This is a genomic window from Citrobacter sp. Cf088, from assembly GCF_030334295.1.
Classification (GTDB): domain Bacteria; phylum Pseudomonadota; class Gammaproteobacteria; order Enterobacterales; family Enterobacteriaceae; genus Citrobacter; species Citrobacter freundii.
On sequence record NZ_JAOWEE010000044.1, the window covers coordinates 147217 to 164954 of the forward strand.

Sequence of the window (17738 nt, forward strand, 5' to 3'; positions counted from 1 at the left end):
GGGATGGTTTTGGGGGATTTACGCATAGGTTCTGCGAGGCGCATTCCAGGGTTGCGGATCGTGTGCTGGAGGATTTATCGTCGTTCTTCTTAACAGAAGAAAAAAGTGAGGACATTGTGAGCGACTCTGCGGCAAATAATATTCTGTCCATCTACCGACGTCATGCGGATGCCTTTGCCAGCCAGCGCTCGCGCACCTTGTTCGAGAAAAGCTGGCTCGATAAATTCATTTCCGTGATGGGCGGGCAGGGCAGCATTGTGGATATTGGCTGCGGCAACGGTCAGCCGATTGCCGGTTATTTTATCCAGCAAGGTTTTCAGCTTACCGGCGTTGATGGTTCCCCGGCGATGCTGGCGCGGGCCCGAAACACTTTTCCCGCACAGCGCTGGCTGGAGCAGGATATGCGCGAACTGGCACTCAATGAGACTTTCGATGGTCTGATCGCCTGGGACAGTTTTTTCCATTTAACTCAGCAGGACCAGCAAAAGATGTTCCCGATTTTTGACCGCCTCAGCCATCCCGGCAGCGCGCTGATGTTTACCAGCGGTACGGACAATGGCATCGCGATGGGGCAATTTGAGGGTGAGCCGCTGTTTCACGCCAGCCTCGCGCCGGACGAATACCGCGCATTGCTGTCAGCGCATGGTTTTGCGGTAGTCGAGATGGTGATGGAAGACCCGCACTGCGCCGGGCACACCGTCTGGCTGGCGCAAAAAAGAGGCTAATCGCCGCGAAAGGTTTTACGCCATTCAGCCGGGCTAACACCAAAGTGGGATTTAAAATGCTGACGCCAGGTGACGGGCGACTGAAAACCAACCTGTTCTGCAATGCGTTCAACGGGTAACTGGCTGGACTCCAGCAACGTCTGGCTACGGCGCAGGCGCTCGGCAATCAACCATTCGGCTACGCTTGACCCGGTGGCCTTCATAAAATGACGAGTGAGGGTACGACGGCTCATCATCACTCGCTGCGCCAGCTCGTCGAGATTATGCGGTTCGTGGAGATGCTGGCGCAAATAGTCGAGCAGGGCGTTGATGCGCTGATCCTGGGTATTTTTCGCTACCGGTTGTTCGATAAACTGTGCCTGGCCGCCCTCGCGATGTGGCGGCACAATCATCCGTCGGGCAATCTGATTCGCCACCGTGCTGCCAAAACGCTGGCGGATGACGTACAGGCAGCAATCCAGCGCGGCGGCGGTCCCTGCCGAGGTAATAATACCGTCGTCATCCACGTACAGCGCGTTGATATCCAGATGGGCTGCCGGAAAGCGCGCCTGAAAATCTTGTTCGAATTCCCAGTGCGTAGCCGCCCGTTTGCCATCCAGCAGACCAGCATAGCCGAGAACAAACGCGCCCAGACATAACCCAACAATTTGCGCGCCGTATTGTCGTGCGCGGTTGAGCGCATCAAGCAGGCTTTGTGGTGGTCGATGTGCCGTGGTACCCCACCAGGGGATCACTACGATGTCGGCAGCCTCCACCGCTTCATAGCCGTAGGCTGCGGTAAGGGCGAAGCCATCCTGCGAGGAAACGATGCCTGGCTGTTCGGCGCACAGTTGTACCTCAAAGCGCTTTTTCGACGCCACTTTGTCACTGAAAATAATGCACGGCACTGAGAAGTGAAACGGGCTGAAATCTTCCACGGCGACAATGGCGACGTTAAGCGGTTGCATACGATTCCTCTGTGGAGTTTAAAACGTCAGGGTTTCGCCATCTTCCGGCACGTTAACGAATTGCGCAATCTGGTTGTCGCGGGCGTACTCTTTCAAGGCCGCGCGGGTCAGCAGACAGTGGTTAACCGCCTCCATGTGGGTCGCCACAATTTGTGCCTCAGGTAGTACGAAGTGGGTTTTTAGCACATCTTCCGCCCCCATGATAATTGGGCCAAACCCGATAACGTGGGCAAAGCCTGCGTTCAGAATGACCACGCCTGGTTGAAAAGTCCGCATGTTGGTTTCCACCTCGTCGCGCCAGATGGTGTCCCCGACCAGATACAGCGTTTTTTCCGCCGGATGCTGGAAGATAACCCCGCAGGCATCACCCAGACGCTCAGCCATTTGCGGGATGGCGTAAGCGCGATCCGAACCGTGCTGGCCGCCGGTTTTACGCAGGGTGATATCACCAAGCACGGTGTTTTGCGTCAGTACGGTCAGTTGCGTGAAACCTTGTTCCCGCAGTACCTGCGCATCGCGATCGTTTTGCACATAAATCGGTTTGTCTTTCGGCACGACACGAGCCGCTGCTTCATCCCAGTGGTCTTCATGCAGATGGGTCACGATTAGCGCATCAACGTTGAGCAGCGTGTCGATATCGACAGGCAGTTCAACGGTCGGGTTGCGGATCTCGGCGCGAGCCGTTCCGGCAAAGCCCGGATAAGTACCTTTATCCGCCAGCATCGGATCAATCAGAAAAATTTTACCGCCAAAGGTGATGTGCTGCGTGGCGTTACGGATTTGCGTGATGTTCATGATGTTTGCTCCACGGGTTGGATCAGTGGTGTCATCGTAGAGTGTTGTCCAGAAGATGAATGTGGGCAAATGGGCGACTAGCGATGGGATTGGGCCAATAGCAGATTACAGATATCAATTATGTAATTAAAGTAATTTAATATTTCCCTTTGTAGCTCGTTATTTAATTCGCAGCCATTATATCGAAATGAATAAGAGTGCTGTTACTTAAATACGGAAAAATTTATTAAATACGAAGTGGTGCCAGAAAATAGTATCGATATATGCAACACATTACAGCCAGGAAACAGATCGCGAACCATGAAATAAGAATGCTATCATTCACTTCAGACGCGGCAGGCAACTGCTGGCACACGCATATCCCCCCGGAGCAACTGATGAACAACGACATTCCGCTTAAATATTATGATATCGCCGACGAGTACGCGACCGAGGCCGCAAAGCCGGTGAGCGACACAGAACGTGACGCGCTGGCGCACTACTTCCAGCAGTTGATTACCCGTTTGATGAACAACGAAGAGATCAGCGAAGAAGCGCAGCAGGAGATGGCAACCGTGGCCGGTGTCGACGCTCAGCGTATCGATGATATCGCGGAGTTCCTCAATCGTTGGGGTAACGAGTAGCCAAAGGTATGGCCTGTGTTTTACACTGCGCGCAAATTGAGTAGGTATACTCTACGAGTAATAGGTTTAATCAGGCGGAAACAGCAATGAACGGAACAATCACAACGTGGTTTAAAGATAAAGGCTTTGGATTTATCAAAGATGAAAACGGCGACAATCGCTATTTTCATGTGATTAAGGTTGCTAATCCTGAGCTGATCAAGAAAGACGCGGCGGTGACTTTTGAGCCCACCACCAATAACAAAGGCTTGTCTGCCTACGCGGTAAAAGTCATACCAGACAGCAAGTACATCTATATCGCAGGCGAGCGTCTGAAGCTCACCTCGATCAAGTCATTCCTGGTCTACAGTGAAGAAGTCCCTGTAGAGACCCGTATCGACAAAGAAAATGCAGTGCTGTCTGTCGGCGTGCTGATGAACAGCATCCGACCAAAATCAGACGTGAAGCCTGGTGAAATGCGCACGCTGAAAAAGCTGGCTATCACCACCTTCCAGGGCACGACGCTGATTTTCTCGGAAGATGAAATCGACATCGACGAGACGGTGAAACTGCTTAAGGTCTGAAGCCCTTCAGACTGAATAAAAACCGGAACGCTGCTCTTTTCAGGAGCGGGGTTTCGGTTTTTTTATATTCAGTATGTGATTGCTGTGAGTCTGGAGTAGATATGCGGCGGGTCTGGGCTTCTTTGTTAAACTGTCATTAGCCCGAGGATAAAGGATCGTATTCCCACTGTGATTCGTCATTGTAAATTGTACCATCATCATCCATTACCTGGGCGTTGAGGCTTTTTGCAATCCCCAACATCTTTCTGTAAAGATATGTGTCTGGCCATTTTGTATAAATATTACCTGCGCTCCAGTCAAGCCATGGCTCTGCGTATAACGAGGGGCCTGACCACAAGGCGTGATAATCGCCATTTATAATATATCTGCTTAATTCATTATCGCTATTAATGTAGTGAAGCCATTCACCAGATGTTATCTGCGCATCATCATTATCTGCCCAAAATTCAGCTCTTGTTATATGAAACTCAACACCCATGACATCTCCTTTAATGATAAAATAATCTGTATAAACTAATATAGCGCCTTATGACAACCCACTGCTAAACATCAGCGCTCCTGAAAGAGGCATTGAAATCCGGCTACTTTAACTTCCCTCTTAACCCTCTATAGACATCCAGCACCTAAGGATTTAGATAATCTGGCAAAAGTGAAAGAATGCATTGCGACATATGTAAGAAAATTTCTTCAGCATCTTAAAAATTCTTAATAATTCCAAATATCAACTAAATTTGGTAGTTACTTATAGCCGCTTTGACCCTACAAGCTATTGTAAAAAAATACTAGTAAAGTAACATAGGAAGCAATCTACGTGGATGGTTATATTTAGCTTGAAACAGAATTCACATTACAACTATTCATCTATCAAGTTCAGAATATTAGGGTGATAATTACAAATGGCAAGGAATAACAAACAAAGACCTCCTCGTTCCAACACATCCAAAAAGAATTCTAAGGATAAGACTGTTCGTATACCATTTCACAAAAAAATTAATGGTTTTATTTTATGGCTTGCAGCTACTGGTTTGCTTGCATTCCTTGGCAACTATATTTTCGATTTTTTGACAGGGGATGTACAAGTTAAATATGTTAAATCCTCGGGTAGGAATTATGAATTTAACTTAACGAATAAAAGTTCGACCGATCAGGTTATAGAACAGTTCAGAATAGTCCCTGATCTGACACAAAAAGTAATATATCGGATTACTAAAGACGTCACGGGAGTGTTCACTAAAAATGGTGTTTCAATACCCGGCGGAAATACATCCTCTATGCCTGCATATGAGTATAAGGAAATGAATGGCTACATATTGGATGCTAGGTCTGAAGTGAATTTTCTTGTTCCTCCATTGGTAGCGAGAGATTATGCAGAACCTGAATATGCTGTGGTATTTGCAGAATATAAAACCAAATCAAATAATAAATATATGGAAAAGCTTGAATCTGTATTAATAAAGTTAAATGTTAGAGATGGAGTTAAACGTCAAAAATATCTAATTGTTAATAATTTCTGGACTCCCATCAGTAATGATAATCTTGTCGATGCTATTAGAATAGCTTGTCGAGATGATGATTTGTTTGCAAGATCTGATGAATGCAGAAATTATATAAATAATTAAATTTATTATAAAAACTTGACATGAATATAGGCTTGATTGTCTATATAACCAGAGCTGATTATATACTTAGGGATATTATGGGAAACTTAATATTTATTGTGGATGAAGATCTTCAGGATGAACCTTCGACTGAGGAAATAATAACGACGTTAATTTCCGAAGGGGAAGAAATACCGCTTGAAAATACAGTGAAGAAGGGTAAGTCATTTTCGTCTTCTAAGAGTGGAGGTGAACCAGAAAATAGTGACCGTAAAATGATAAATCCCCTGGTGGCAAATATTGCTCTTGAGATGGCTGCAAGATTACTGCCTTTGCCTGTGGCAGTTCTTGTTAATGCAGCCCCTGCCGCCTATTCTTTATATCAATTATTTTCGAAAAAAGATGAAGAAGATGTTTCTGTTGCCAGCTTGAGACAGTCTGCGAGTTCATTTGATAAATATTTAAAACGTATAAGTATGTCCATAGAAACGGCCATCGGGGCAAATTATCGTTTTCAACCTGGCCATCCGCAGATAAACCAGGCTTACATCAGACACCCTCTGTCAGAGGATAATGAGTCTAAAAAGGATCTCTATATTCTCAGTGATAGCTTAGATGATATCCTACTTCAGGAACGAGAAGCTGAGATGATCAGGGTCTTTGTAAATCTGGGGGCGACGAAAATAGAGTTTCGCAAGGAAAATAAGTCGAATTTATTAAGTGCTGCGAAAGCAGAAATAGACGCGGAACTTCCTGTTAGTTCAGTTGAGGCTAACATAATTTTAAAATCAGCTACGACGAATATCGGTAGTGATAAACGAGTAATTACTTTAGCGGGGCGCGAATGGGTAAAAGGTATGACTCTGGAACGAAAAGAATTCAGTTGGTTACCGTATGAACCATCATGGGAAAGCATTGTATTTGCCAGAGAAATAGGTGGCTGCTTAAGTGCGGAACTGGAACTGAAAAAGAAGAGTGTATTTTCCTCAAACAAAGAGAGTCGTTTAGGATTTGGCATGAATGGGTTTAAAGGCTCAGCTGGCGCGAGTGTGGATCTCAATCGAGAGCAAGATGAAAACTATACGGTTTATGTCGAATTTAATCAGCCTGTGTAATGTATCGTTGTGATTTTAATCCCAATGGCAATCCTCGAATGTTTCAACGATGATTGCCGTTTATGTACCAATTGCAGCGTAAACGAACCAGAAATGACCTCAAGCTGATCTTCGTACCAACCCATATCCTGCGCGGATTCTCACCGCCAACAACTGTGATCCACTTCACCTCCCGGCCACCAAAATCTCCTGCGACTCGACGCCGTCCTCAATCTGTTTCGCCACCTTTTGTAAGGCCGGAAGATGCTTTTCCGCGGCCTGTTCGATGGTCATGGCGCTGGCCATATACACCAGATTCAGGCAGCCGATCACTCGCTGTTCGCTACGGATGGGAACGGCGATAGAAGCGATTTTCTCCTCCTGATCCCAGCCGCGAAAGTTCTGGCCAAAACCGTCTTTTCGCGCGCGGGTTAAAATGGCATTGAGCTTCAGCGGTTCGCGCGCAAGCTGGAACTCTTCTCCTGGTCGGGAGGCCAGCATTTCAATCAGTTCCTGACGTTCATTCTCCGGACAGAATGCCAGCCAGGTCAGGCCGGATGCGGTTTTCAGCAATGGCAAACGACGCCCGACCATCGCCCGGTGAAACGACAGGCGGCTGAAGCGGTGGGTTGTTTCACGTACCACCATCTCGTCCACATCCAGCGTGGAAACGTCGGTCGGCCAGATGACCTCGCGCAGCAAATCCCCCAGCAGCGGGGCGGCGAGTGCGGAAATCCACTGCTCGTCACGAAATCCCTCGCTGAGCTGGCGGACTTTAATGGTTAAGCGAAAGCTGTCATCGGACAGGCTGCGCCGAACATAACCCTCATCTTGCAGGGTTTCCAGCAGCCGTCTGACCGTGGTGCGATGCAGGCCGCTTAACTCAGCAAGTAAGCCAACACTGGCCCCACCATCGAGCCGGTTTAACATATTTAATAACATTAATCCGCGCGTTAATCCGCGTACGGTTTTGTACTCAGTGCTCTCGTCATTTTTCATATTCATTGACAAATATACAGGTAAAACAACGTTGTGCACTTGGTGCACATCCAGGCATGTTTTGATTGTAGCGCAAAAACTCACTCCTATACTGACCGCACAACAAAAAATTATTCACATATTTTTAACAAAACAAGTTGCGCCTCACCAGGGTCCGCAATTGCGTTTTGTCCGAGTCGTGAGGTTCTGAAATGACAACAAAAAACCCGGATATCCAACCCGCTGTGCAGCACACCGTTCAGGTCGCGATTGCTGGTGCCGGCCCGGTGGGGCTAATGATGGCCAACTATCTTGGCCAGATGGGCATTGACGTGCTGGTGGTGGAGAAGCTCGACACGCTGATCGACTATCCCCGAGCCATCGGCATTGACGATGAAGCGTTGCGCACCATGCAGTCTGTGGGGCTGGTCGAGCGCGTTTTGCCGCACACCACGCCGTGGCACGCGATGCGCTTTCTCACGCCGAAAGGCCGCTGCTTTGCTGATATCCAGCCGATGACCGACGAATTTGGCTGGTCGCGCCGCAATGCGTTTATTCAACCACAGGTGGATGCGGTGATGTTGGAAGGGCTGTCGCGTTTTCCCAACGTGCGCTGCCTGTTCTCCCGCGAACTGGAGGCCTTCAGCCAGCAAAACGGCGAAGTGACGCTGAATCTGAAAACGCCGGACGGTCAACGTGAAACGGTGAAGGCCCAGTGGCTGGTGGCCTGCGACGGCGGCGGCAGTAACGTCAGACGCTCGCTGAATGTGCCGTTTGAAGGCAAAACCGCGCCGAATCAGTGGATTGTGGTGGATATCGCCAACGATCCGCTCAGCACACCGCATGTGTATCTGTGCTGCGATCCGGTGCGCCCGTATGTCTCCGCTGCGCTGCCGCACGCGGTGCGTCGCTTTGAATTTATGGTGATGCCGGGGGAAACCGAAGCGCAGCTCAGTGAACCGCAGAATATGCGTCAGCTTTTGAGCAAAGTGCTGCCGAACCCGGACAACGTCGAGCTGATCCGCCAGCGCGTGTATACCCATAACGCCCGTCTGGCCGAACGTTTTCGCATTGACCGCGTGCTGCTGGCGGGCGATGCGGCGCACATTATGCCGGTCTGGCAGGGGCAGGGTTACAACAGCGGCATGCGTGATGCCTTCAACCTGGCGTGGAAACTGGCGCTGGTGATCAAGGGTAAAGCCGGTGATGCGCTGCTGGATACCTACCAGCAGGAACGCCGTGACCACGCCAAAGCGATGATCGACCTCTCCGTGACCGCTGGCAACGTACTTGCACCGCCAAAACGCTGGCACGGTGCGGTACGCGACGGGGTTTCCTGGCTGCTGAATTATATTCCGCCGGTCAAACGTTACTTCCTGGAAATGCGCTTTAAGCCGATGCCGCAGTACCACGTCGGGGCACTGGTACGTGAAGGCGACGCGAAAACGTCACCGGTCGGCAAGATGTTTATCCAGCCGAAGGTGACGCTGGAATCGGGTGAAGTGACGCTGCTCGACAACGTTATTGGACCGAATTTTGCGGTGATTGGCTGGGGCTGTAACCCGCTGTGGGGCATGAGCGAGGCGCAGATCCAACAGTGGCAGGCGCTGGGGACGCGTTTTATCCAGGTCGTGCCGGACACGCAGATTCATACCGATCAGGATAACCACGACGGCGTTACCCGCATTGGTGATACGCAAAACCGCCTGCGCGCGTGGTTTGCCCAGCACAACGCCGCGCTGGTGGTAATGCGCCCGGACCGCTTCGTGGCCGCCATCGCCATTCCGCAAACCCTGGGCAGCACCCTGAATAAACTGGCGTCGGTGATGACACTTACCCGCGCTACTGCCGATATTCCTGTTGAAAAGGTGGCCTGATATGCACGCTTATCTTCACTGTCTTTCCCACTCGCCGCTGGTGGGGTACGTCGACCCGGCGCAGACCGTGCTCGACGAGGTTAACGGCGTGATCGCCAGCGCCCGGGCGCGTATTGCGGCATTCGACCCGGAACTGGTAGTGCTGTTTGCCCCCGATCACTACAACGGTTTTTTCTACGACGTGATGCCGCCGTTCTGTTTAGGCGTGGGAGCCACGGCGATCGGCGATTTCGGCAGCGCGGCGGGGGAACTGCCGGTGCCGACAGATCTCGCTGAAGCCTGCGCCCACGCGGTGATGAAAAGCGGCATCGATCTTGCCGTGTCCTACAACATGCAGGTCGATCACGGCTTCGCGCAGCCGCTGGAGTTTTTGCTCGGCGGTCTGGATAAGGTGCCGGTGCTGCCGGTGTTTATTAACGGCGTCGCCACGCCGCTGCCGGGCTTTCAGCGTACCCGCTTGCTCGGTGAAGCGATTGGCCGTTTCGCCAGCTCGCTGAATAAGCGCGTGCTTTTTTTAGGCTCCGGTGGTCTATCGCATCAACCGCCGGTCCCGGAACTGGCGAAGGCTGATGCCCATATGCGCGACCGCCTGCTCGGCAGTGGTAAACAGTTACCTGAAAACGAGCGCGAGCTGCGCCAGCAGCGGGTGATCAGCGCCGCCGAGAAGTTTGTGGCCGATCAAAACACGCTGCACCCGCTCAATCCCGTCTGGGATAACCGCTTTATGACCCTGCTTGAGCAGGGGCGTTTGCAGGAGTTGGACGCGGTCAGTAACGAAGAGCTGTCCGCGATGGCGGGCAAATCAACGCACGAAGTGAAAACCTGGGTTGCCGCCTTTGCCGCCATTTCTGCCTTTGGTAGCTGGCGTAGTGAAGGCCGTTATTACCGCCCGATCCCGGAGTGGATCGCCGGATTCGGCTCCCTGAGCGCTACCACACAGAACTGAAACAGAACTGAATATGCAGGAGAACATCATGACTTACCAACCGCAAACCGAAGCCGCTACCAGTCGTTTTCTGGAGGTGCAGGAAGCAGGCGAAACACTACGCGTGCATTTCAATGACTGTGGACAGGGCGAAGAGACCGTCGTGCTGCTGCACGGCTCCGGTCCTGGCGCGACGGGCTGGGCAAACTTCAGCCGCAATATTGATCCGCTGGTACAGGCCGGATACCGGGTGATCCTGCTGGATTGTCCAGGCTGGGGCAAAAGCGATGGGATCGTTAACCGCGGTTCGCGATCTGATCTCAACGCTCGCATTTTGAAAAGCGTGGTCGATCAATTGGATATTCAAACAGTCCACCTGCTGGGTAACTCGATGGGCGGTCACAGTGCTGTGGCGTTTACCCTGAGCTGGCCGGAGCGCGTGGGCAAACTGGTGTTAATGGGCGGCGGAACGGGCGGCATGAGTCTGTTTACCCCTATGCCGACCGAAGGTATCAAGCGCCTGAATCAGCTGTACCGCGAGCCGACCATCGAGAACCTGAAGCTGATGATGGAGATCTTTGTCTTCGACACCAGCGACCTGACCGAGGCATTGTTTGAGGCACGCCTGAATAACATGCTGTCGCGTCGCGATCACCTGGAAAACTTTGTCCAGAGTCTGGAGGCCAACCCGAAACAGTTCCCGGATTTCAGCCCGCGTCTGGGTGAAATCAAAGCCCAGACCCTGATTGTCTGGGGACGCAATGACCGCTTTGTGCCGATGGATGCCGGTCTGCGCCTGCTCTCCGGAATTGCCGGTTCTGAGCTGCATATCTACCGCGACTGCGGACACTGGGCGCAGTGGGAGCATGCGGATGCCTTTAACCAGCTGGTGCTGAACTTCCTCGCACGCCCTTAAGGAACGGACATGACGAATCATAATCTTGAGCAGCTGGCCGCCGATTTACGTCAGGCTGAAGAAAAAGGGGAAGCCATCGCCCCAGTGCGTGAATTGATTGGTGTGGATAACGGCGAAGCGGCCTACGCCATTCAACGCATCAACGTGCAGTATGAAGTGGCGCGCGGGCGTCGCGTGGTCGGGCGCAAAGTAGGGCTGACACACCCGAAAGTGCAGCAGCAGCTTGGCGTCGATCAGCCGGACTTCGGTACGCTGTTTGCCGACATGTGCTACGGCGATAACGACACCATTGCGTTTGAGCGCGTGCTGCAACCGCGTATTGAAGCGGAAATCGCGCTGGTGCTGAACCGCGATCTGCCCAATGCCGACACTACTTTTGACGAGCTGTATAACGCCATCGAGTGGGTGCTGCCCGCGCTGGAAGTGGTCGGCAGCCGTATCCGTGACTGGTCAATCAAGTTTGTTGATACCGTGGCGGATAACGCCTCCTGCGGGGTGTATGTGGTCGGCGGCCCGGCACAGCGTCCGGCAGGATTAGATCTGAAAAACTGCGCGATGAAAATGACGCGCAACAACGAAGAGGTTTCCAGCGGACGCGGCAGCGAATGCCTGGGACATCCGATCAACGCCGCCGTCTGGCTGGCGCGCAAAATGGCCAGCCTCGGCGAGCCGCTACGTGCCGGAGATATCATTCTCACCGGCGCGTTAGGCCCGATGGTGGCGGTGAATGCGGGCGATCGTTTCGAGGCCCATATCGACGGTATTGGTTCAGTTGCCGCCACCTTTTCAGCGGCGGTTACAAAAGGAAGTCAGTCATGAGTAAGCGTAAAGTCGCCATTATCGGCTCCGGCAACATCGGTACCGATTTGATGATAAAAATTCTGCGTCACGGCGTACATCTGGAAATGGCGGTGATGGTCGGTATCGATCCAGATTCTGATGGTCTGGCGCGTGCCCGACGCATGGGCGTTGCCACCACCCATGAAGGGGTGACAGGGCTTATCGCCATGCCGGAATTCGCCGACATCGACATTGTTTTTGATGCCACCAGCGCAGGCGCGCATGTGAAGAACGACGCCGCGCTGCGCGCCGTTAAACCAGCGATCCGCCTGATCGACCTGACCCCCGCGGCAATCGGCCCGTACTGCGTGCCTGTGGTGAATCTGGAGGCCAACGTTGATCAGCAGAACGTTAATATGGTGACCTGCGGCGGGCAGGCGACTATCCCGATGGTGGCGGCAGTTTCTCGCGTGGCAAAAGTCCATTACGCCGAAATTATCGCCTCGATCGCCAGTAAATCTGCGGGTCCTGGCACGCGAGCTAATATCGATGAGTTTACCGAAACCACCTCGAAGGCGATTGAAGTGGTTGGCGGGGCGGCAAAAGGTAAAGCGATTATCGTCCTTAACCCGGCCGAGCCGCCGCTGATGATGCGCGACACGGTGTATGTGCTGAGCGAAGCGGCCTCTGAGGTTGAAGTTGAAGCATCGATTAATGAGATGGCGGCGGCGGTGCAGGCTTACGTGCCGGGCTATCGTCTGAAACAGCGTGTCCAGTTTGAAGTCATCCCGCAGGATAAACCGGTCAATCTGCCGGGCATCGGCCAGTTCTCCGGGCTGAAAACCGCGGTGTATCTGGAAGTGGAAGGCGCGGCGCACTATTTACCTGCCTATGCGGGCAACCTCGACATTATGACCTCCAGCGCGCTGGCGACCGCTGAGAAAATGGCGCAGTCCCTCACTCGTCAGGCAGGAGAAGCAGCATGAACGGTAAAAAACTCTATATCTCTGACGTGACCCTGCGCGACGGCATGCACGCCATTCGCCATCAATATTCGCTGGAAAACGTGCGCCAGATTGCCAAAGCGCTGGACGACGCGAGGGTGGATTCCATTGAGGTGGCGCACGGCGACGGTCTGCAGGGTTCCAGTTTTAACTATGGCTTTGGTGCGCACAGCGACCTGGAGTGGATTGAAGCGGCGGCGGACGTGGTCAAGCACGCCAAGATCGCCACGCTGCTGTTGCCGGGCATTGGCACGATTCATGACCTGAAAAATGCGTATCAGGCTGGGGCGCGCGTTGTGCGTGTGGCGACCCACTGCACCGAAGCGGACGTGTCGGCCCAGCATATTCAGTATGCGCGTGAACTGGGCATGGACACCGTCGGTTTTCTGATGATGAGTCATATGACCACGCCGGAAAACCTCGCACAGCAAGCGAAACTGATGGAAAACTACGGTGCGACCTGTATCTATGTGGTCGATTCAGGCGGGGCGATGAACATGTCTGATATCCGTGACCGCTTCCGCGCCCTGAAAGCGGTGCTGAAGCCGGAAACAGAAACCGGGATGCACGCCCACCACAACCTGAGCCTTGGCGTGGCGAACTCGATTGCTGCGGTAGAAGAGGGTTGTGATCGTATCGATGCCAGTCTGGCCGGTATGGGCGCAGGCGCAGGCAACGCGCCGCTGGAGGTGTTTATCGCCGCGGCGGATAAGCTTGGCTGGCAGCACGGCACCGATCTGTATGCGCTGATGGACGCCGCCGACGATCTGGTGCGTCCGCTGCAGGACCGCCCGGTGCGGGTGGACCGCGAAACGCTGGCGCTGGGCTATGCCGGCGTGTACTCCAGCTTCCTGCGCCACTGCGAAGTGGCGGCGGCGCGTTATGGCCTGAGCGCGGTAGATATTCTGGTTGAACTGGGCAAACGCCGGATGGTGGGCGGCCAGGAAGATATGATCGTCGACGTGGCGTTGGATCTGCGCAACAGAAAATAAAAATGATTACGCGGCTGGCAACGTATCAGCCGCGATTCACCTGCATCGTGACCTCAGAGGTACATCTTATGACTACCCGTACCCCCACATCCTCATCCCGCCTGACGTTGACCGTCGGGCTGTGTTTTTTAGTCGCCCTGATGGAAGGGCTGGATTTACAGGCCGCCGGGATCGCTGCCGTCGGTATCGCCCATGCGTTTGCATTGGATAAAATGCAGATGGGCTGGATCTTCAGCGCGGGCATTCTTGGGCTGCTGCCCGGCGCGCTGGTGGGCGGCATGCTGGCCGATCGCTATGGCCGCAAACGCATTCTTATTGCCTCCGTGGCGCTGTTCGGCCTGTTCTCACTGGCAACAGCGATATCCTGGGATTTCTCATCGCTGGTGTTTGCTCGCCTGATGACTGGTGTTGGGTTGGGTGCGGCGTTGCCGAATCTGATCGCGCTGACTTCTGAGGCGGCGGGCCCGCGTTTTCGTGGTACGGCGGTGAGCCTGATGTACTGCGGTGTGCCGATTGGCGCGGCGCTGGCGGCAGCGCTCGGGTTTAGCGGTCTGGCCTCTGCCTGGCAAACCGTGTTCTGGGTCGGCGGGGTGATCCCGCTGCTGCTGGTTCCGCTGTTAATGCGCTGGCTGCCGGAATCACAGGTTTATACCCAACAAACGCAGGTGGCTGCCGCGCCGCTGCGCGCTCTGTTTGCGCCAACCACCGCGACAGCCACGCTGCTGCTGTGGCTGTGCTATTTCTTCACCCTGCTGGTGGTGTATATGCTGATCAACTGGCTGCCGATGCTGCTGGTCGAGCAGGGCTTTCAGCCCTCGCAGGCAGCAGGAGTGATGTTTGCTCTGCAAATCGGCGCGGCCAGCGGGACGTTAATTCTCGGGGCGTTGATGGACAAACTGCGTCCGGTGGTGATGTCACTTTTGATCTACACCGGGATGCTGGCATCACTGCTGGCGCTGGGCACGGTATCGTCATTGAGCGGCATGCTGATGGCGGGATTTGTGGCGGGGATGTTTGCCACCGGTGGGCAAAGCGTGTTGTATGCGCTGGCACCGTTGTTTTACAGCACGCAGATCCGCGCCACCGGCGTGGGAACCGCCGTCGCCGTCGGTCGTCTGGGCGCGATGAGTGGTCCGTTGCTGGCAGGAAAAATGTTAGCGCTCGGCACCGGAACGGTAGGGGTGATGGCGGCTTCTGCGCCGGGGATATTGCTGGCAGGGCTGGCGGTATTTATTCTGATGAGCCGCAAATCGCAGATGCCGATCCCTGCCAGCGGTGCTTAAGCGCTCATTCGGTAGTATGAGCTGGGAGATACGGTTCCCACTTCCGGGTGAACGCCAGTCGGTGAGGACGTTGCCAGAGTTTACATAAAGCCTGGCAACGGAGGCGTTATGAGCTGGCGGCCCTTTTTGTATTTGATTATTAATCCCCATCCGATATTAAGCGCCCGGCGCGGGCATCTGCGCCTGGTGCAGGGTTGACTTTGCATTCTGTTAACAAACGCGGTATAACAAACCTTCTTTGGATGTTTAGATGTCCATACGTTTAGAAGGTTATATGCAAACAACACAACAAAATGCGCCACTGAAGCGCACAATGAAAACGCGTCACCTGATAATGCTCTCCTTAGGCGGCGTGATTGGCACAGGGTTATTCTTCAATACCAGGTACATCATCTCCACTACCGGGGCGGCGGGAACGCTGCTGGCTTATCTGATTGGCGCGCTGGTGGTCTGGTTGGTTATGCAGTGTCTGGGCGAGCTGTCGGTCGCGATGCCGGAGACCGGGGCGTTTCACGTCTATGCTGCGCGTTATCTCGGCCCCGCAACGGGATATACCGTGGCCTGGCTCTACTGGCTGACCTGGACTGTAGCGCTGGGTTCGAGTTTTACCGCCGCCGGATTCTGTATGCAGTACTGGTTTCCACAGGTGCCGGTTTGGGTCTGGTGTGTGGTGTTCTGCGCGATTATTTTTGGCCTGAACGTCATCTCCACGCGCTTTTTTGCCGAAGGGGAGTTCTGGTTCTCGCTGGTAAAAGTGGTCACTATCATCGCCTTTATCATCCTCGGCGGGGCGGCGATTTTTGGTTTTATCCCGATGCAGGATGGCTCACCCGCGCCTGGACTGAGTAATATCACGGCGGAAGGCTGGTTCCCACACGGTGGCTTACCGATCCTGATGACGATGGTGGCGGTGAATTTTGCTTTTTCGGGAACTGAGCTTATCGGTATTGCCGCCGGAGAAACAGAAAACCCGCGCAAGGTCATTCCGGTAGCGATTCGTACCACTATCGCGCGACTGATTATTTTCTTTATCGGCACCGTGTTTGTGCTGGCGGCGCTGATCCCGATGCAGCAGGCGGGCGTGGAGAAAAGCCCGTTTGTGCTGGTGTTTGAGAAGGTGGGGATTCCTTACGCCGCCGATATTTTTAACTTCGTGATCCTGACGGCTATTCTATCCGCGGCGAACTCCGGGCTGTATGCCTCCGGGCGCATGCTGTGGTCGCTGTCAAATGAACGTACGCTACCGGCCTGTTTTGCGCGAGTAACGAAAAATGGCGTGCCGCTGACGGCGCTGTCGGTCAGTATGCTCGGTGGTGTGCTGGCGCTGTTTTCCAGCGTGGTGGCCCCGGATACGGTATTTGTCGCGCTGTCGGCAATCTCCGGATTTGCGGTGGTGGCGGTGTGGCTGAGCATTTGTGCTTCACACTTCGTCTTTCGCCGCCGTCATCTGCAGCAGGGTAAGGCATTGAGTGAATTGCATTATCGCGCGCCGTGGTATCCGCTGGTGCCGGTACTGGGATTTGTGCTGTGTCTGGTGGCTTGTGTCGGGCTGGCATTCGATCCAGCGCAGAGAATTGCGCTGTGGTGCGGGTTACCGTTTGTGGCAGTGTGTTATGGTGCTTATTTCCTTACTCAACCGCGTAAAGCCAAACAGGAGCCCGAACATGTCGCAGAATAATCCGTTAAGCGCCATCCTCGATAAACAGGATTTCCTGCTGCTCGATGGTGCGATGGCGACGGAGCTGGAAGCGCGTGGCTGTAACTTAGCCGATAGCCTGTGGTCAGCCAAAGTGCTGGTCGAAAATCCGGAGCTTATCCGCGAAGTCCATCTCGATTACTACCGGGCGGGGGCGCAATGCGCGATCACCGCTAGCTATCAGGCGACGCCGGCGGGCTTTGCCGCGCGAGATCTGGATGAAGCGCAGTCGAAAGCGCTGATTGGCAAAAGCGTGGAGCTGGCGCGTAAAGCCCGTGAAGCGTATCTGGCAGAGAACCCGCAGGCGGGCACGCTGCTGGTAGCAGGATCGGTCGGGCCTTACGGCGCGTATCTGGCGGATGGTTCTGAATACCGTGGTGATTACCAACGTAGCGCTGAAGAGTTTCAGGCGTTTCACCGCCCACGCGTGGAAGCCTTGCTGGATGCCGGGGCCGATCTTCTGGCCTGTGAAACCCTGCCAAATTTTGCCGAAATTAGCGCGCTGGCTGAGTTATTGACTGCATATCCGCGTGCGCGGGCGTGGTTCTCATTTACCCTGCGCGACAGCGAGCACCTGAGCGACGGTACGCCGCTGCGTGACGTGGTTGCGTTGCTGGCGGATTATCCGCAGGTGGTGGCGCTAGGTATTAACTGCATTGCGCTGGAAAACACCACCGCTGCGTTGCAGCATTTACACAGTTTAACGGCGCTGCCGCTGGTAGTGTATCCGAACTCGGGCGAGCAGTATGATGCCGTGAGCAAAACCTGGCATCATCACGGTGAGCATTGTGCGCATCTGGCGGATTATCTGCCGCAGTGGCAGGCCACTGGCGCACGGTTGATTGGCGGGTGCTGTCGCACCACGCCTGCGGATATTGCCGCGCTAAAAGCGCGAAGCTGAGAGTTTATCGGGCTTACATCGTTCAATGTAGGCCCGATAAG

General features: G+C 53.8%; 18 protein-coding genes. 14 read left to right on the forward strand and 4 right to left on the reverse strand.

Features of this window, described 5'->3' with window-relative positions:
- Window positions 1-62 precede the first annotated feature (62 nt).
- Window positions 63-725, forward strand: a complete 663-nt coding sequence (locus OGV71_RS09055) for a class I SAM-dependent DNA methyltransferase (RefSeq protein WP_044699313.1) — start codon at window positions 63-65, stop codon at window positions 723-725.
- Here the strand turns inward: OGV71_RS09055 and OGV71_RS09060 are convergent.
- Window positions 722-1672: a GlxA family transcriptional regulator gene (locus tag OGV71_RS09060; protein ID WP_071696902.1), complete on the reverse strand. Its 951-nt coding sequence runs from the start codon at window positions 1670-1672 to the stop codon at window positions 722-724. The genes OGV71_RS09055 and OGV71_RS09060 overlap by 4 nt on opposite strands.
- An 18-nt stretch (window positions 1673-1690) precedes the next feature.
- Complete coding sequence (locus OGV71_RS09065; protein WP_204584009.1) at window positions 1691-2467, reverse strand: MBL fold metallo-hydrolase; 777 nt, start codon at window positions 2465-2467, stop codon at window positions 1691-1693.
- Between the two features lie 377 nt (window positions 2468-2844).
- On the opposite strand from OGV71_RS09065, the gene OGV71_RS09070 reads away from it, so the two are divergent.
- A complete protein-coding gene (locus OGV71_RS09070; protein WP_003021350.1) occupies window positions 2845-3090 on the forward strand; it encodes a YmjA family protein in 246 nt (81 codons plus the stop codon).
- 86 nt (window positions 3091-3176) lie between these two features.
- A complete protein-coding gene (locus OGV71_RS09075; protein WP_003021353.1) occupies window positions 3177-3653 on the forward strand; it encodes a cold-shock protein in 477 nt (158 codons plus the stop codon).
- A gap of 136 nt (window positions 3654-3789) precedes the next feature.
- Here OGV71_RS09075 and OGV71_RS09080 read toward each other — a convergent pair whose 3' ends face one another.
- Window positions 3790-4131 carry a hypothetical protein gene (locus OGV71_RS09080; protein WP_286533101.1) on the reverse strand — a complete coding sequence of 114 codons (342 nt, stop codon included), beginning with the start codon at window positions 4129-4131 and terminating at the stop codon, window positions 3790-3792.
- 418 nt (window positions 4132-4549) lie between these two features.
- On the opposite strand from OGV71_RS09080, the gene OGV71_RS09085 reads away from it, so the two are divergent.
- Together OGV71_RS09085 and OGV71_RS09090 are read left to right on the forward strand one after the other, a co-directional pair.
- Window positions 4550-5272, forward strand: a complete 723-nt coding sequence (locus OGV71_RS09085) for a hypothetical protein (protein WP_032948651.1) — start codon at window positions 4550-4552, stop codon at window positions 5270-5272.
- A gap of 77 nt (window positions 5273-5349) precedes the next feature.
- Window positions 5350-6366, forward strand: coding sequence for a hypothetical protein (locus OGV71_RS09090; protein WP_286533105.1), 1017 nt, complete (start codon window positions 5350-5352; stop codon window positions 6364-6366).
- Window positions 6367-6531: 165 nt separating this feature from the next.
- Here the strand turns inward: OGV71_RS09090 and OGV71_RS09095 are convergent, their stop codons facing one another.
- The gene (locus OGV71_RS09095) at window positions 6532-7344 is read right to left on the reverse strand and encodes a DNA-binding transcriptional regulator (RefSeq protein ID WP_044699510.1); all 813 of its coding nucleotides are present in this window, start codon (window positions 7342-7344) and stop codon (window positions 6532-6534) included.
- Between the two features lie 191 nt (window positions 7345-7535).
- On the opposite strand from OGV71_RS09095, the gene OGV71_RS09100 reads away from it, so the two are divergent.
- The 9 genes from OGV71_RS09100 (at window position 7536) to mmuM (ending at window position 17697) form a co-directional block, all read left to right on the forward strand.
- Complete coding sequence (locus OGV71_RS09100) at window positions 7536-9200, forward strand: bifunctional 3-(3-hydroxy-phenyl)propionate/3-hydroxycinnamic acid hydroxylase (RefSeq protein ID WP_204584007.1); 1665 nt, start codon at window positions 7536-7538, stop codon at window positions 9198-9200.
- Window position 9201: 1 nt separating this feature from the next.
- Window positions 9202-10146: a 2,3-dihydroxyphenylpropionate/2,3-dihydroxicinnamic acid 1,2-dioxygenase gene (mhpB, locus tag OGV71_RS09105; RefSeq protein WP_204584005.1), complete on the forward strand. Its 945-nt coding sequence runs from the start codon at window positions 9202-9204 to the stop codon at window positions 10144-10146.
- 28 nt (window positions 10147-10174) lie between these two features.
- On the forward strand, window positions 10175-11041 hold the full coding sequence (gene mhpC, locus OGV71_RS09110; protein ID WP_016149676.1) for a 2-hydroxy-6-oxonona-2,4-dienedioate hydrolase: 867 nt from the start codon (window positions 10175-10177) through the stop codon (window positions 11039-11041).
- Window positions 11042-11050: 9 nt separating this feature from the next.
- Window positions 11051-11860 (forward strand): 2-keto-4-pentenoate hydratase, encoded by an 810-nt coding sequence (gene mhpD, locus OGV71_RS09115; RefSeq protein ID WP_204584003.1) that lies wholly within the window; start codon window positions 11051-11053, stop codon window positions 11858-11860.
- The gene (gene mhpF, locus OGV71_RS09120; RefSeq protein WP_071667383.1) at window positions 11857-12807 is read left to right on the forward strand and encodes an acetaldehyde dehydrogenase; all 951 of its coding nucleotides are present in this window, start codon (window positions 11857-11859) and stop codon (window positions 12805-12807) included. The genes mhpD and mhpF overlap by 4 nt, the downstream gene beginning before the upstream one ends.
- Window positions 12804-13817 (forward strand): 4-hydroxy-2-oxovalerate aldolase, encoded by a 1014-nt coding sequence (mhpE, locus tag OGV71_RS09125; protein ID WP_003021379.1) that lies wholly within the window; start codon window positions 12804-12806, stop codon window positions 13815-13817. Before mhpF ends, mhpE begins: the two co-directional genes overlap by 4 nt.
- Window positions 13818-13885: 68 nt before the next feature.
- Window positions 13886-15100 (forward strand): 3-(3-hydroxy-phenyl)propionate transporter MhpT, encoded by a 1215-nt coding sequence (gene mhpT / locus OGV71_RS09130; RefSeq protein ID WP_048233813.1) that lies wholly within the window; start codon window positions 13886-13888, stop codon window positions 15098-15100.
- A gap of 274 nt (window positions 15101-15374) precedes the next feature.
- Window positions 15375-16778, forward strand: coding sequence for an S-methylmethionine permease (mmuP, locus tag OGV71_RS09135; RefSeq protein WP_204584333.1), 1404 nt, complete (start codon window positions 15375-15377; stop codon window positions 16776-16778).
- Window positions 16765-17697, forward strand: a complete 933-nt coding sequence (gene mmuM / locus OGV71_RS09140; RefSeq protein ID WP_061548193.1) for a homocysteine S-methyltransferase — start codon at window positions 16765-16767, stop codon at window positions 17695-17697. The genes mmuP and mmuM overlap by 14 nt, the downstream gene beginning before the upstream one ends.
- Window positions 17698-17738 lie beyond the last annotated feature (41 nt).